The organism is Pseudomonas sp. TREG-RG-20F-10-E-6-01 (assembly GCF_022662455.1).
GTDB lineage: Bacteria > Pseudomonadota > Gammaproteobacteria > Pseudomonadales > Pseudomonadaceae > Aquipseudomonas.
Window position 1 is genome coordinate 454740 of the sequence record NZ_JAKNQP010000002.1, and the last position, 14023, is coordinate 468762.

The window sequence follows — 14023 nt, forward strand, 5'->3', positions numbered from 1 at the left end:
GGGAATCATGAACACTACTTTAAGTACCGCCTATAACTACAAGGTGGTCCGCCAATTCACCATTATGACGGTGGTGTGGGGCATCGTCGGCATGGGGCTCGGGGTTTTTCTCGCCGCCCAATTGGTTTGGCCTGCACTCAACTTCGATTTGCCCTGGACCAGCTTCGGCCGCTTGCGCCCGCTGCACACCAACGCGGTGATCTTTGCCTTCGGCGGTTGCGCGCTGTTCGCCAGCTCCTTCTACTCGGTACAACGCACCTGCCAGACGCAGCTGTTCGCGCCGAAAATCGCCGCGTTCTGCTTCTGGGGCTGGCAGCTCGTGATTCTATTGGCCGCGATCAGCTTGCCGCTGGGCTACACCAGTTCCAAGGAATACGCCGAGCTGGAATGGCCGATCGACATTCTGATCACCATCGTCTGGGTGGCCTACGCCATCGTGTTCTTCGGCACGATCATGAAGCGCAACACCAAGCACATCTACGTCGGCAACTGGTTCTTCGGCGCGTTCATCATCACCGTGGCCATCCTGCACATCGTCAACAACCTGGAAATCCCGGTTAGCCTGACCAAGTCCTACTCCCTCTACGGCGGTGCGACGGATGCCATGGTGCAGTGGTGGTATGGGCACAACGCGGTAGGCTTTTTCCTCACCGCCGGTTTCCTCGGGATGATGTATTACTTCGTGCCCAAGCAAGCCGAGCGCCCGGTGTATTCGTATCGCCTGTCCATCGTGCACTTCTGGGCACTGATCACCCTGTACATCTGGGCCGGTCCTCACCACTTGCACTACACCGCGCTGCCGGATTGGGCGCAGTCACTGGGCATGGTGATGTCGCTGGTACTGCTGGCCCCAAGCTGGGGCGGCATGATCAACGGCATGATGACGCTGTCGGGCGCCTGGCATAAGTTGCGCAGCGACCCGATCCTGCGCTTTTTGGTGGTGTCGCTGGCGTTCTACGGCATGTCGACCTTCGAAGGGCCGATGATGGCCATCAAGACGGTCAACGCCCTCTCCCACTACACCGACTGGACCATCGGCCACGTACACGCCGGCGCGCTGGGCTGGGTGGCGATGATTTCCATCGGCGCGCTGTACCACATGATCCCCAAAGTGTTCGGCCGCGAGCAGATGTACAGCCTCGGCCTGATCAACGCGCACTTCTGGCTGGCCACCATCGGCACCGTGCTCTACATCGCCTCGATGTGGGTTAACGGCATCGCCCAGGGCCTGATGTGGCGTGCGGTCAACGAAGACGGCACCTTGACCTACTCCTTCGTCGAAACCCTGGTGGCCAGTCACCCTGGCTACATCGTGCGGCTGGTGGGCGGTGCCGTGTTCCTCAGCGGCATGTTCCTGATGGCTTACAACACGTGGCGCACCGTGCGCTCGGCGCAACCTGCCGAAGCCGCCCCTGTCGCGCAAATGGCCTGAGGAGTCAGTGATGAAACACGAAACGATTGAAAAGAACGTCGGCCTGCTGATGCTGCTGATGGTGCTGGCCGTGAGCATCGGCGGCCTGACCCAGATCGTCCCGCTGTTCTTTCAGGACGTGACCAACAAGCCGGTCGAAGGCATGAAGCCCTATACCGCGCTGCAACTGGAAGGCCGCGACATTTACATCCGCGAAGGCTGCGTGCAGTGCCACTCGCAGATGATCCGCCCGTTCCGTGCCGAAACCGAGCGCTACGGCCACTACTCGGTGGCGGGCGAAAGCGTGTGGGACCATCCGTTCCTGTGGGGCTCCAAGCGCACCGGGCCAGACCTGGCCCGCGTTGGCGCGCGCTACTCGGACGACTGGCACCGCGCGCACCTGTACAACCCGCGCAACGTGGTGCCGGAGTCAAAAATGCCGGCCTACCCATGGCTGGTCACCGCGCCGGTCGACAGCAGCCACACCGAAACCAAGTTGAAAGTGATGCGCACCCTCGGCGTGCCCTACACCGACGACGACATCAGTGGCGCCGTCGCCAGCCTCAAGGGCAAGACCGAGATGGACGCGCTGGTTGCGTACCTGCAAGTGCTCGGCACTGCCATCAAGAGCAAGAGGTGAGCCATGGGATTTGAATTTGACGCGGGCACCATCCGCGGCCTTGGCACGCTGGTGGTCGCCATCGCTTTTATCGGCCTGTCGCTGTGGGTGTTCAACAACCGGCGCAACGCGGAATTCGAGCAGGCCCGCCTGCTGCCGTTTGCCGATGAACCTACTCCATCCGACGCTCAAGAAGAGCCTGCAACAAGGAGCACTCGCCCATGACGACCTTCTGGAGTACATGGATCTGCGTATTGACCCTCGGCAGCCTGATCGGCCTGACCTGGCTATTGATCGGCACCCGCAAGGGCGAAACCAAGGGCAGCGTCGACCAGACCATGGGCCACGCCTTCGATGGCATCGAGGAATACGACAACCCGCTGCCGCAGTGGTGGTTCATGCTGTTCGCCGGCACCCTGGTGTTTGCGGTCGGCTACCTGATCCTCTACCCGGGCCTGGGTAACTGGAAAGGCGTGTTGCCGGGCTATGAAGGCGGCTGGACCCAGACCAAGGAATGGGACAAGGAAATGGCCAAGGCCGACGCCAGGTTCGGGCCGATCTTCGCCAAATTCGCGGCGATGCCGGTGGAAGAAGTCGCCAAGGACCCACAAGCACTGAAGATGGGCGGCCGCCTGTTTGCCTCCAACTGCGCGGTGTGCCACGGCTCGGATGCCAAGGGCGCGTATGGCTTCCCGAACCTGGCGGACAACCTCTGGCGCTGGGGCGGTTCGGCGGAAGCGATCAAGACGACCATCCTGAATGGTCGCCACGCGGCAATGCCGGCCTGGGGTGAAATATTGGGCGAAGAGGGTGTGAAGAACGTCGCCGCCTTTGTGCGTCACGACCTGGCCAAGCTGCCATTACCCGCCGACAGCACCGCCGATCTGGCGGCCGGTCAAGCCGCCTTCAATACCACCTGCGTCGCCTGCCACAGCCCACAAGGCCACGGCATGGAAGCCATGGGCGCGCCGAACCTGACCGAGCCTGCCGGTTTCATCTACGGCACCAGCCTGGCGCAACTGCAGCAGACCATTCGCCACGGCCGCCAAGGCCAGATGCCAGCGCAGGACGTGCTGCAAGGCAATGACAAAGTGCACCTGCTCGCGGCCTATGTGTACAGCTTGTCCCATAACGCTGATGGCGCAACGCCAGAAAGCCCAACCGAGTAACCGTAGACTGCCGCCCCAACCTGGGGCGGCAGTCCTGCCTTCCCTCAGCGACCAAGTGTCACACCCCTGCCCACCCCAACTTTCCCCTGCTGCCATTCGGGTCTACGCTTGCCCAACAGTGACCGGTTTTGGCGTATCAGGCGACTGCCGTTGCGACCTGAAAAAATTCCTGTCCACTCGATCAGCTTTCGATTTCTGATTTTGTCCTTACGCCAAACATGGAAAGGTCGCAGAATCTGGCCCGGAACGCATTGATACAGGTCAGCCATTGCGTTGCAATGGCCCCTCGGTTTGTCCATACTTGCGGCCGATTTCAACTATAAAAAAACCTAAACCGTGGAACCTTAGAATGAGCACAGCAATCAGTCCGACTGCTTATAACTATAAGGTAGTCCGCCAGTTCGCCATCATGACGGTGGTCTGGGGGATCCTTGGCATGGGGCTCGGGGTGTTCATCGCCTCGCAACTGGTTTGGCCGGAATTGAATTTCGGTTTGCCATGGACGACCTTCGGCCGCCTGCGCCCGCTGCACACCAACCTGGTGATTTTCGCCTTCGGCGGATGTGCATTGTTTGCCACCTCCTACTATGTCGTGCAGCGAACCTGCCAGACGCGACTGATCTCCGACGGCCTCGCCGCCTTCACCTTCTGGGGCTGGCAAGCCGTGATCCTCGGCGCCATCATCACCCTGCCGCTGGGCTACACCACCACCAAGGAATACGCCGAGCTGGAATGGCCGATCGCCATTTTGCTGGCCATCGTCTGGGTGACCTACGCCGTGGTGTTCTTCGGCACCATCGTCAAGCGCAAGACCAAGCACATTTATGTGGGTAACTGGTTCTACGGTGCCTTCATCCTGGTCACGGCGATGCTGCACATCGTCAACCACGCGTCCTTGCCGGTGAGCTGGTTCAAGTCCTACTCGGCCTACGCCGGGGCGACGGACGCGATGATCCAGTGGTGGTACGGCCACAACGCGGTGGGGTTCTTCCTCACCACCGGCTTCCTGGGGATGATGTATTACTTCGTGCCCAAACAGGCCGAGCGTCCGATCTACTCCTATCGCCTGTCCATCGTGCACTTCTGGGCGCTGATCACCCTGTACATCTGGGCCGGCCCGCACCACCTGCACTACACCGCGCTGCCGGATTGGGCGCAGTCGCTGGGCATGGCGATGTCGATCATCCTGCTGGCCCCCAGCTGGGGCGGCATGATCAACGGCATGATGACCCTGTCGGGCGCCTGGCATAAATTGCGCACCGACCCGATCCTGCGCTTCCTCGTGGTGTCGCTGGCGTTCTACGGCATGTCGACCTTCGAAGGGCCGATGATGGCGATCAAGACCGTCAACTCGCTGTCCCACTACACCGACTGGACCATCGGCCACGTCCACGCCGGCGCGTTGGGCTGGGTGGCGATGATCTCCATCGGCGCGCTGTATCACATGATCCCCAAACTGTTCGGCCGTGCGCAGATGCACAGCGTCGGGCTGATCAATGCGCACTTCTGGCTGGCCACCATCGGCACCGTGCTCTACATCGCCTCGATGTGGGTCAACGGCATCACCCAGGGCCTGATGTGGCGTGCGATCAACGATGACGGCACGCTCACCTACTCCTTCGTCGAAGCGCTGCAAGCCAGCCATCCGGGCTACATCGTCCGCGCCCTGGGCGGTGCGTTCTTTGCCAGCGGCATGCTGTTGATGGCCTACAACGTCTGGCGCACCGTGCGTGCCTCCGACCCTGTAGAGGCTGAAGCCGCCGCCAAGATCGCCGTTGTGGGAGCTCACTGATGAAGCATGAAGTAGTCGAGAAGAATATCGGCCTGCTGGCCTTCTTCATGGTCATCGCCGTGAGTATCGGCGGCCTGACCCAGATCGTTCCGCTGTTTTTCCAGGACGTGACCAACAAGCCGGTCGAAGGCATGAAGCCGCGCACCGCGCTTGAACTGGAAGGCCGCGACGTCTACATCGCCAACGGTTGCGTGGGCTGCCACTCGCAGATGATCCGCCCGTTCCGCGCCGAAACCGAACGCTACGGTCACTACTCGGTGGCCGGCGAAAGCGTGTGGGACCACCCGTTCCTGTGGGGCTCCAAGCGCACCGGCCCGGACCTGGCCCGCGTCGGCGCACGTTACTCGGACGACTGGCACCGCGCGCACTTGTATAACCCGCGCAACGTGGTGCCGGAGTCGAAAATGCCGGCCTACCCGTTCCTCGTGGAAAACAAGCTCGACGGCAAGGACACCGCGAAGAAGATGGAAGTCTTGCGCACCCTGGGCGTGCCCTACTCCGATGAAGACATCGCCGGTGCAGCCGCAGCCGTCAAGGGCAAGACCGAAATGGACGCACTGGTGGCCTACCTGCAAGGCCTTGGCACCATCATCAAAAGCAAACGGTGATCTGCATGGATATCGGGATGATTCGTGGCCTGGGCACCGTTGTGGTGATGGTGGCCTTTATCGGCCTGGCGCTGTGGGTGTTCAGCCCCAGGCGCAAGTCGGAGTTTGACGACGCAACCATGTTGCCTTTTGCGGATGACCCCGAAGCCATCAAGCACGTCGAGCAAGCGTCTAGGAGTAACAAAGAATGACTACGTTCTGGAGTCTGTACGTCACAGTCCTCAGTCTGGGTACCATCTTCGCCCTGACCTGGCTGCTGCTGTCGACCCGCAAGGGCCAGCGCACCGAGCAGACGGACGAGACCGTCGGCCACTCGTTCGATGGCATCGAGGAATACGACAACCCGCTGCCCAAGTGGTGGTTCATGCTGTTCGTCGGCACCATCATCTTCGCCCTCGGCTACCTGGCGTTGTACCCAGGGCTTGGCAATTGGAAAGGCCTGCTGCCGGGCTACAACTACCTCGACAACGACAAGCAAACCCCCTTCGCCAACGGCCAGACCGGCTGGACCGGCGTGCACGAATGGGAAAAGGAAATGGCCAGGTCGGAGGCCAAGTTCGGCCCGATCTTCGCCAAATTCGCTGCGATGCCGATTGAAGAGGTTGCCAAGGACCCGCAAGCCTTGAAGATGGGCGGCCGACTGTTCGCCTCCAACTGCTCGGTGTGCCACGGTTCCGACGCCAAGGGCGCCTATGGCTTTCCCAACCTGACCGACGCCGATTGGCGCTGGGGCGGCGAGCCGGCGACCATCAAGGAAACCATCATGAAAGGCCGCCACGCGGTGATGCCGGCCTGGGCCGAAGTCATTGGCGAGCAAGGCGTGGCTGACGTGGCGGGCTTTGTGGTGACCAACCTCGACGGTCGCAAACTGCCGGAAGGCGCCAAAGCCGATGTGGCCAACGGCGCGAAACTCTTCGCCGCCAACTGCGTGGCCTGCCACGGCCCTGCCGGTAAAGGCACGCCCGCGATGGGCGCGCCGGACCTGACCCACCCGGGTGCATTCATCTACGGTTCGAGTTTTGCGCAACTGCAGCAGACCATTCGTTATGGCCGTCAGGGCCAGATGCCAGCGCAGGAGTTGCTGCAAGGCAATGACAAGGTGCACTTGCTGGCGGCCTATGTTTACAGCCTGTCCCATGGCGACAAGCCGGCTGAAGAGCAGTAAGACACAAAAGCAAACGGTGGGAGGGGGCTTGGCCCCGATAGCGGTGCCTCAGTGACAGTTGATCAACTGACATGCCGCAATCGGGGGCAAGCCCCCTCGCACATTTGGAGCGCATTCGACTGCCTGCAAATCTGCAACACAGCCAAAACCGACCATACTTCACAAGTCAATTGATCCAGATCACTTACACCATCAATTGATTTCCCCCAACGCGACCAAAGGTCGCACCCGTGCAGCACTGCCGCAGGCGTATCATTACGCCACTGCAAGAGCCTATTTTTGACCCCGGTTGGCACGTACTGGCCGAGGCAAATCTCCACCGCCGTGGGATGCAATGATGAGCAACCAAATACCGGTACATGACGTTACCCCGCCTGCCAAAAACGCCAGTCAGTCCGTCGACCTGTATGCGTCGCGAGAGAAAATCTACACCCGCGCCTTTACCGGCTTGTTCCGCAACTTGCGGATGCTGGGCGGCGCCGTTTTGTTCCTGCTGTACTTCGGCACGGTGTGGCTGAACTGGGGCGGGCATCAGGCGGTTTGGTGGAACTTGCCGGAGCGTAAATTCTTCATTTTTGGCGCGACCTTCTGGCCCCAGGATTTCATTCTGCTGTCGGGCATTCTGATCGTGGCCGCCTTTGGCCTGTTCTTTATCACCGTGTACGCCGGTCGCGTGTGGTGTGGCTATACCTGCCCGCAAAGCGTGTGGACCTGGATCTTCATGTGGTGTGAAAAGGTCACCGAAGGCGACCGCAACCAGCGCATCAAGCTCGACAAGGCGCCGATGGGCGCCAATAAGTTCCTGCGCAAATTCAGCAAGCACACGCTGTGGCTGTTGATCGGCTTTGTCACCGGCATGACGTTCGTTGGCTACTTCTCGCCGATCCGCGAGCTGGTGTTCGACTTCTTCACCGGCCAGGCCGACGGCTGGTCGTACTTCTGGGTCGGCTTTTTCACCCTGGCCACCTATGGCAATGCCGGCTGGCTGCGCGAACAGGTGTGCATCTACATGTGCCCGTACGCGCGTTTTCAAAGCGTGATGTTCGACAAGGACACCCTGATCGTTTCCTACGACCCACGCCGTGGCGAAGTGCGTGGCCCGCGTAAAAAAGGCACCGACTACAAGGCCCAGGGCCTGGGCGACTGCATCGATTGCACGATGTGCGTGCAGGTGTGCCCCACCGGTATCGACATCCGCGACGGCCTGCAGATCGAGTGCATCGGCTGCGCTGCGTGTATCGACGCGTGCGACAACATCATGGACAAAATGGAATATCCGCGCGGCCTGATCAGCTACACCACCGAGCACAACCTGTCGGGGCAGAAAACCCATAAATTGCGCCCGCGCCTGATCGGTTACGCGCTGGTATTGCTGGCAATGATCAGCCTGTTGGTCGGTGCATTTTTCATGCGCTCGCTGGTCGGTTTCGACGTCAGCAAAGACCGTGTGCTGTTCCGTGAAAACGCCGAAGGCCGCATCGAAAACGTCTACAGCCTGAAGATCATGAACAAGGACCAGCGCGACCACACCTACGTGCTCGACGCCTCGGGCCTGCCGGACCTCAAGCTGCAGGGTCGACGCGAGATCAAAGTGGCGGCCGGGGAAATCCTCAGCCTGCCGGTCGAGTTGTCGAGCGCACCCGAGCAACTGCCGTCGAGCACCAACGAGGTGACATTCATCCTCAGGGATGCCGATGACGACAGCGTCCACATTGAAGCCAAGAGCCGTTTCATCGGCCCACAAGTTCGTTAACAAGAGAGCACGACAATGCCCGCAGCTACTGCCGCAAGCCCTTGGTACAAGCACCTCTGGCCGTGGATCATCATTGGGATCCTGACCTGTTCGGTGACCTTGACCTTGTCCATGGTGACCATTGCGGTGAAGAACCCGGACAACCTGGTCAACGACAACTACTACGAGGCCGGCAAAGGCATCAACCGTTCCCTGGACCGCGAGTTGCTGGCCCAGACCCTGCAACTGCGCGCCGCGGTGCACCTGGACGAACTGACCGGTGAAGTCGACCTGCACCTGACCGGCAACAGCAACCCGACCACCCTGGAACTGAACCTGATTTCTCCGACCCAGCCGGAGAAGGATCGCAAGATCAATCTGGCGCGCAGCGACAGTGAACCGGGCCGCTACATTGGCCAGGTCACCGACAAGGTCGAAGGCCGACGCTTTGTGGAATTGCTCGGCGTCGAGGGCGACAGGACCTGGCGCCTGTTCGAAGAAGAACAGGTCAGCCACGACAAGGACTTGCTGCTGGGTGATGAGCCGTTGCAGGGCGCTGAAGACCTGAAGAAGTAATAAGCCTGCGCTTCGCGCATCGCGGGCAAGCCGGCTCCCCATTGCTGTGGGAGCCGGGCTTGCCCGCGATGAGGCCCTCCCAGCCGACTAAGATCTAAACCCATGAGCACCCCAACCCCCTGCTACCACTGCGCCCTGCCCGTCCCGTCCGGCAGCCGGTTCACCGCCGTGATCCTCGGCGAGCGCCGCGAACTGTGCTGCCCGGGCTGTCAGGCGGTGGCCGAAGCCATTGTGGCCGGCGGGCTGGAAAGCTATTACCAGCACCGCAGCGATGCCTCGGCCAACCCCGAGGCGCTGCCGGTGCAACTGGTGGACGAGTTGGCCCTGTACGACCGCGCCGACGTGCAAAAACCCTTTGTGCGCCATGACGGTGACCTCGCCGAAACCACCCTGTTGATGGAAGGCATCAGCTGCGCGGCCTGTGGCTGGCTGATCGAAAAACACCTGCGCAGCCTGCCTGCGGTGGCCGAGGCGCGGCTGAACCTGTCCAACCACCGCCTGCACGTGCGCTGGGCCGACGGGCAATTGCCGCTGAGCCAGTTGCTCAGCGAGCTGCGCCATATCGGCTACGCCGCCCACCCTTATCAGGCTGACCGCGCCGCCGAGCAGTTGGCCGGCGAAAACCGTCTGGCCTTGCGCCAATTGGGGGTCGCGGGGTTGCTGTGGTTCCAGGCGATGATGGCGACCATGGCCACTTGGCCCGAATTCAATATCGACCTGAGCCCGGAGCTGCACGCGATCCTGCGCTGGGTGGCGATGTTTCTGACCACGCCCATCGTGTTCTACAGCTGCGCGCCCTTCTTCAAAGGTGCGCTGCGCGACCTGCGCACGCGCCACCTGACGATGGACGTGTCGGTGTCCCTGGCGATTGGCGGCGCGTATCTGGCCGGCATCTGGACCGCCATCACCGGCGTCGGCGAGCTGTATTTCGATGCGGTGGGCATGTTCGCGCTGTTCCTGCTGGCCGGCCGTTACCTGGAGCGCCGAGCGCGGGAACGCACGGCCGCCGCCGCCGCTCAACTGGTCAACCTGTTGCCCGCCTCGTGCCTGCGCCTGAAAGCTGACGGCCAGAGCGAACGCATTCTGCTCAGCGAATTGGCCGTGGGTGACCGCGTGCTGGTACACCCCGGCGCGGTGCTGCCGGCAGACGGCGTCATCCTCGACGGCCAGTCAAGCATCGATGAAGCCCTGCTCACCGGCGAATACCTGCCGCAGCCACGCCACGTGGGCGATGTGGTGACGGCCGGCACACTCAACGTCGAAGGTGCGCTGACGGTTGAGGTCCGCGCCCTGGGCCATGACACGCGGCTGTCCGCCATCGTGCGCCTGCTGGAGCGTGCCCAGGCCGAAAAACCGCGCCTGGCGCAAATCGCCGACCGTGCCGCGCAATGGTTTCTGCTGTGCTCGCTGATCGCCGCGGCGGTGATCGGCCTGCTGTGGTGGGAACTGGACGCCTCGCGGGCGTTCTGGATTGTGTTGGCGATGCTGGTGGCGACCTGCCCGTGCGCGCTCTCTTTGGCCACGCCAACCGCCCTCACCGCCGCCACGGGTACGCTGCATAAACTCGGGCTGTTACTGACTCGCGGGCATGTGCTGGAAGGCCTGAACCAGATCGACACGGTGATTTTCGACAAGACCGGCACCCTCACCGAAGGCCGCCTGGCGTTACGTGCGACCCATCCCTTGGGCGCGCTGAACAGCGATGATTGCCTGAGCCTCGCCGCCGCCCTGGAAAACCGCTCCGAACACCCGATTGCGCGGGCTTTTGGCCGTGCGCCGCTGGCCGCCGAAGAAGTCCTGAGTTTCCCCGGCCTGGGCCTGGAAGGCCGTGTGGGTGAGCGCCAACTGCGTATCGGCCAACCGGGGTTTGTCTGCCAATTGAGCGGTTGCCCAACTCCCGCCTCGCCAGACGACGCGGGCCAGTGGCTGCTGCTGGGTGATCGTGACGGCGCGCTCGCCTGGTTCGTGCTGGATGACCGTCTGCGCAGCGACGCGCCGGCCCTGTTGGCGGCATGCAAAGCGCGCGGTTGGCGCACGTTGCTGCTGTCCGGTGACAGCTCGCCGATGGTGGCCAGCGTTGCCTGCGAACTGGGCATTGACGAAGCCCACGGCGGCCTGCGCCCCGACGACAAACTGCAGGTGCTGCAACAGTTGCACAAGGAAGGCCGCAAAGTGCTGATGCTTGGCGATGGCGTCAACGATGTGCCGGTGCTCGCCGCTGCCGATATCAGTGTGGCAATGGGCTCGGCCACGGACCTGGCGAAAACCAGCGCCGATGCCGTGCTGTTGTCCAATCGACTCGACGCATTGGTGCAGGCCTTTACCCTGGCGCGGCGCAGCCGTCGGGTAATCCTCGAAAACCTGCTGTGGGCCGGACTGTACAATGGCCTTATGCTGCCGTTTGCCGCGCTCGGCTGGATCACGCCGATCTGGGCGGCGATCGGCATGTCCCTCAGCTCGTTGACTGTGGTGCTCAACGCCTTGCGCCTGACTCGCCTGCCGAGCGCGCCGACTGCAAGCGCCCCCTTAGTAACCCGCCCACTGCCGGCCTGAGCCGCGTGGGCATGGAGTGCAGATGCCAGCTCTATACGTGATGATTCCAGCGGCGCTGCTGTTAGTCGGCGTCGCCATCTACATCTTCTTCTGGGCGGTGGACAGCGGCCAGTACGACGACCTCGACGGCCCGGCCCACAGCGTGCTGTTTGATGACCAGGACCCGAACCACCTGGCGGCTGTCGACGAAGCCAACGGGCCCGAGCAACCGCCCAAAGATCCGCCCCATGCTTGAACTGGCGCCGCTGCTGGTCTCCGCGCTGATCCTTGGCCTGCTGGGCGGCGGCCATTGCCTGGGCATGTGCGGCGGGTTGATGGGCGCACTGACGTTGGCGATCCCCAAAGAGCAACGCAGTCGGCGCTTTCGCCTGCTGCTGGCGTACAACCTGGGGCGCATCCTCAGCTATGCCGCCGCGGGCTTACTGATCGGCCTGGCCGGCTGGGCGGTAGCCAACAGCCCGGCGGCGATGTTCATGCGTGTGCTTGCCGGTTTATTGCTGATCAGCATGGGCCTGTACCTGGCCGGTTGGTGGAGCGGCCTTACGCGCATCGAAAGCCTAGGTCGCGGCTTGTGGCGCTATATACAGCCCGTCGCCAACCGTTTGCTGCCGGTATCCAGCCTGCCGCGCGCGTTGCTGTTGGGCGCGCTGTGGGGCTGGCTGCCGTGCGGCCTGGTCTACAGCACGTTGCTGTGGGCGGCGAGCCAAGGCAATGCGGCGGACAGTGCGTTGCTGATGCTGGCGTTCGGGCTCGGCACCTGGCCGGTGTTGCTGGCGACCGGGCTGGCCGCTGAACGCGTCACAGCCGTGCTGCGCAAACGCAGCGTGCGTGTGGCGGGAGGCTTGCTGGTAATTCTATTTGGCCTGTGGACATTGCCCGGTCCGCACCAACACTGGCTAATGGGCCATTAATCGCCATGTGGCATAGCGCCGCTCCCCGTTGATGCAAATCAACATGCCCTGCCCGGCGCGCCCCTAGACTCGGCCCACTAGCCAATCCGGGGGACCGCCCGCATGCTCGACGCCATTCGTTGGGACACAGATCTGATTCACCGCTACGACTTGGCGGGGCCGCGCTACACGTCCTACCCCACCGCCGTGCAATTCGACAGCCAGGTCGGCACTTTCGACCTGCTCCACGCCCTGCGCGACAGCCGCAAGGCCGTGCGCCCCTTGTCGCTGTATGTGCATGTGCCGTTCTGCGCGAACATTTGCTACTACTGCGCCTGCAACAAGGTAATCACCAAGGACCGTGGCCGCGCCCAGGCTTACCTGCAACGCCTGGAGCAGGAAATCCAACTGGTGGCCTGCCACCTCGACCCGAAGCAGCCGGTCGAGCAGTTGCACTTTGGCGGCGGCACACCGACCTTTCTGAGCCACGACGAACTGCGCCAGGTCATGGCACGCCTGCGCCAGCACTTCAACTTGCTCGACGATGATTCTGGCGACTACGGCATTGAAATCGACCCGCGTGAAGCCGACTGGGCGACCATGGGCCTGCTGCGTGAATTGGGTTTCAACCGTGTGAGCATCGGCCTGCAAGACCTCGACCCCGAGGTGCAGCGTGCGGTCAACCGCCTGCAGAGCCTGGAAGAAACCCGCGCCGTGATCGATGCAGCGCGCACCTTGCAGTTTCGCTCGATCAATATCGACCTGATCTACGGGCTGCCCAAACAAACGCCGATCAACTTCGCACGCACGGTGGAGGAAGTGATCAGCCTGCAACCGGATCGCCTGTCGGTGTTCAACTACGCGCATTTGCCGGAGCGTTTCATGCCGCAACGGCGGATCAACACCGACGACCTGCCCTCCCCGGCCGAAAAACTGCTGATGCTGCAAACCACCATCGAGCAGTTGACCCGCGCGGGCTATCGCTACATCGGCATGGACCACTTCGCGCTGCCGGATGACGAACTGGCCGTCGCCCAGGAAGAAGGCACGTTGCAGCGTAACTTTCAGGGCTACACCACCCACGGGCATTGCGACCTGATCGGGCTGGGCGTGTCGGCGATCAGCCAGATCGGCGACCTGTACTGCCAGAACAGCAGTGACCTCAACCACTACCAGAACGCCCTGGCCGGTGCGCAACTGGCTATCAGCCGTGGCTTGGTGTGCACCACGGATGATCGGTTGCGGCGCGAAGTGATTCAGCAGTTGATCTGCACCTTCAGCCTGAAATTCGAGCAGATCGAACAGGCCTTCAACATCGATTTTCGCGGCTATTTCGACGAGCTATGGCCGCAGCTGCAGACGATGGCCGCCGATGGCCTGATCGAGCTTGATGCTCAGGGCATTCGCGTATTGCCTGCCGGGCGCTTGCTGGTGCGCTCGGTGTGCATGGTGTTCGATGCCTACCTGGAGCACCAGAACAGGCAACGATTCTCGCGGGTGATCTAGGC

At 62.2% G+C, this 14023-nt stretch carries 14 protein-coding genes; all 14 read left to right on the plus strand.

From position 1 onward, the window contains the following. Positions 1–7 precede the first annotated feature (7 nt). The 14 genes from ccoN (L8K08_RS08475) to hemN all read left to right on the plus strand — a co-directional run bounded on the left by ccoN (L8K08_RS08475) (position 8) and on the right by hemN (position 14021). Positions 8–1432: a cytochrome-c oxidase, cbb3-type subunit I gene (ccoN, locus tag L8K08_RS08475; RefSeq protein ID WP_242195813.1), complete on the plus strand. Its 1425-nt coding sequence runs from the start codon at positions 8–10 to the stop codon at positions 1430–1432. Positions 1433–1442: 10 nt separating this feature from the next. Further along, positions 1443–2051 carry a cytochrome-c oxidase, cbb3-type subunit II gene (gene ccoO / locus L8K08_RS08480; RefSeq protein WP_065909614.1) on the plus strand — a complete coding sequence of 203 codons (609 nt, stop codon included), beginning with the start codon at positions 1443–1445 and terminating at the stop codon, positions 2049–2051. A gap of 3 nt (positions 2052–2054) precedes the next feature. Beyond that, positions 2055–2255 carry a cbb3-type cytochrome c oxidase subunit 3 gene (locus tag L8K08_RS08485; RefSeq protein WP_106576350.1) on the plus strand — a complete coding sequence of 67 codons (201 nt, stop codon included), beginning with the start codon at positions 2055–2057 and terminating at the stop codon, positions 2253–2255. After that, positions 2252–3199: a cytochrome-c oxidase, cbb3-type subunit III gene (gene ccoP / locus L8K08_RS08490; protein ID WP_242195816.1), complete on the plus strand. Its 948-nt coding sequence runs from the start codon at positions 2252–2254 to the stop codon at positions 3197–3199. The genes L8K08_RS08485 and ccoP (L8K08_RS08490) overlap by 4 nt, the downstream gene beginning before the upstream one ends. Before the next feature lie 349 nt (positions 3200–3548). Then, complete coding sequence (gene ccoN / locus L8K08_RS08495) at positions 3549–4991, plus strand: cytochrome-c oxidase, cbb3-type subunit I (RefSeq protein WP_106576348.1); 1443 nt, start codon at positions 3549–3551, stop codon at positions 4989–4991. Further along, positions 4991–5599 (plus strand): cytochrome-c oxidase, cbb3-type subunit II, encoded by a 609-nt coding sequence (gene ccoO, locus L8K08_RS08500; protein ID WP_242195820.1) that lies wholly within the window; start codon positions 4991–4993, stop codon positions 5597–5599. Before ccoN (L8K08_RS08495) ends, ccoO (L8K08_RS08500) begins: the two co-directional genes overlap by 1 nt. A gap of 5 nt (positions 5600–5604) precedes the next feature. Then, positions 5605–5790, plus strand: a complete 186-nt coding sequence (locus L8K08_RS08505) for a CcoQ/FixQ family Cbb3-type cytochrome c oxidase assembly chaperone (protein ID WP_003193169.1) — start codon at positions 5605–5607, stop codon at positions 5788–5790. Next, the gene (ccoP, locus tag L8K08_RS08510) at positions 5787–6764 is read left to right on the plus strand and encodes a cytochrome-c oxidase, cbb3-type subunit III (protein ID WP_242195823.1); all 978 of its coding nucleotides are present in this window, start codon (positions 5787–5789) and stop codon (positions 6762–6764) included. Before L8K08_RS08505 ends, ccoP (L8K08_RS08510) begins: the two co-directional genes overlap by 4 nt. A gap of 337 nt (positions 6765–7101) precedes the next feature. Then, complete coding sequence (gene ccoG, locus L8K08_RS08515) at positions 7102–8517, plus strand: cytochrome c oxidase accessory protein CcoG (RefSeq protein ID WP_145159047.1); 1416 nt, start codon at positions 7102–7104, stop codon at positions 8515–8517. Between the two features lie 15 nt (positions 8518–8532). Further along, the gene (locus tag L8K08_RS08520) at positions 8533–9072 is read left to right on the plus strand and encodes a FixH family protein (protein WP_106576345.1); all 540 of its coding nucleotides are present in this window, start codon (positions 8533–8535) and stop codon (positions 9070–9072) included. A 102-nt stretch (positions 9073–9174) separates the two neighbouring features. Beyond that, on the plus strand, positions 9175–11625 hold the full coding sequence (locus tag L8K08_RS08525) for a heavy metal translocating P-type ATPase (RefSeq protein WP_242195826.1): 2451 nt from the start codon (positions 9175–9177) through the stop codon (positions 11623–11625). Between the two features lie 22 nt (positions 11626–11647). Continuing rightward, positions 11648–11860 carry a cbb3-type cytochrome oxidase assembly protein CcoS gene (gene ccoS / locus L8K08_RS08530; protein ID WP_017735332.1) on the plus strand — a complete coding sequence of 71 codons (213 nt, stop codon included), beginning with the start codon at positions 11648–11650 and terminating at the stop codon, positions 11858–11860. Beyond that, positions 11853–12536, plus strand: coding sequence for a sulfite exporter TauE/SafE family protein (locus L8K08_RS08535; protein WP_242195829.1), 684 nt, complete (start codon positions 11853–11855; stop codon positions 12534–12536). Before ccoS ends, L8K08_RS08535 begins: the two co-directional genes overlap by 8 nt. A gap of 102 nt (positions 12537–12638) precedes the next feature. After that, a complete protein-coding gene (gene hemN / locus L8K08_RS08540; protein ID WP_242195832.1) occupies positions 12639–14021 on the plus strand; it encodes an oxygen-independent coproporphyrinogen III oxidase in 1383 nt (460 codons plus the stop codon). Positions 14022–14023: the final 2 nt, after the last annotated feature.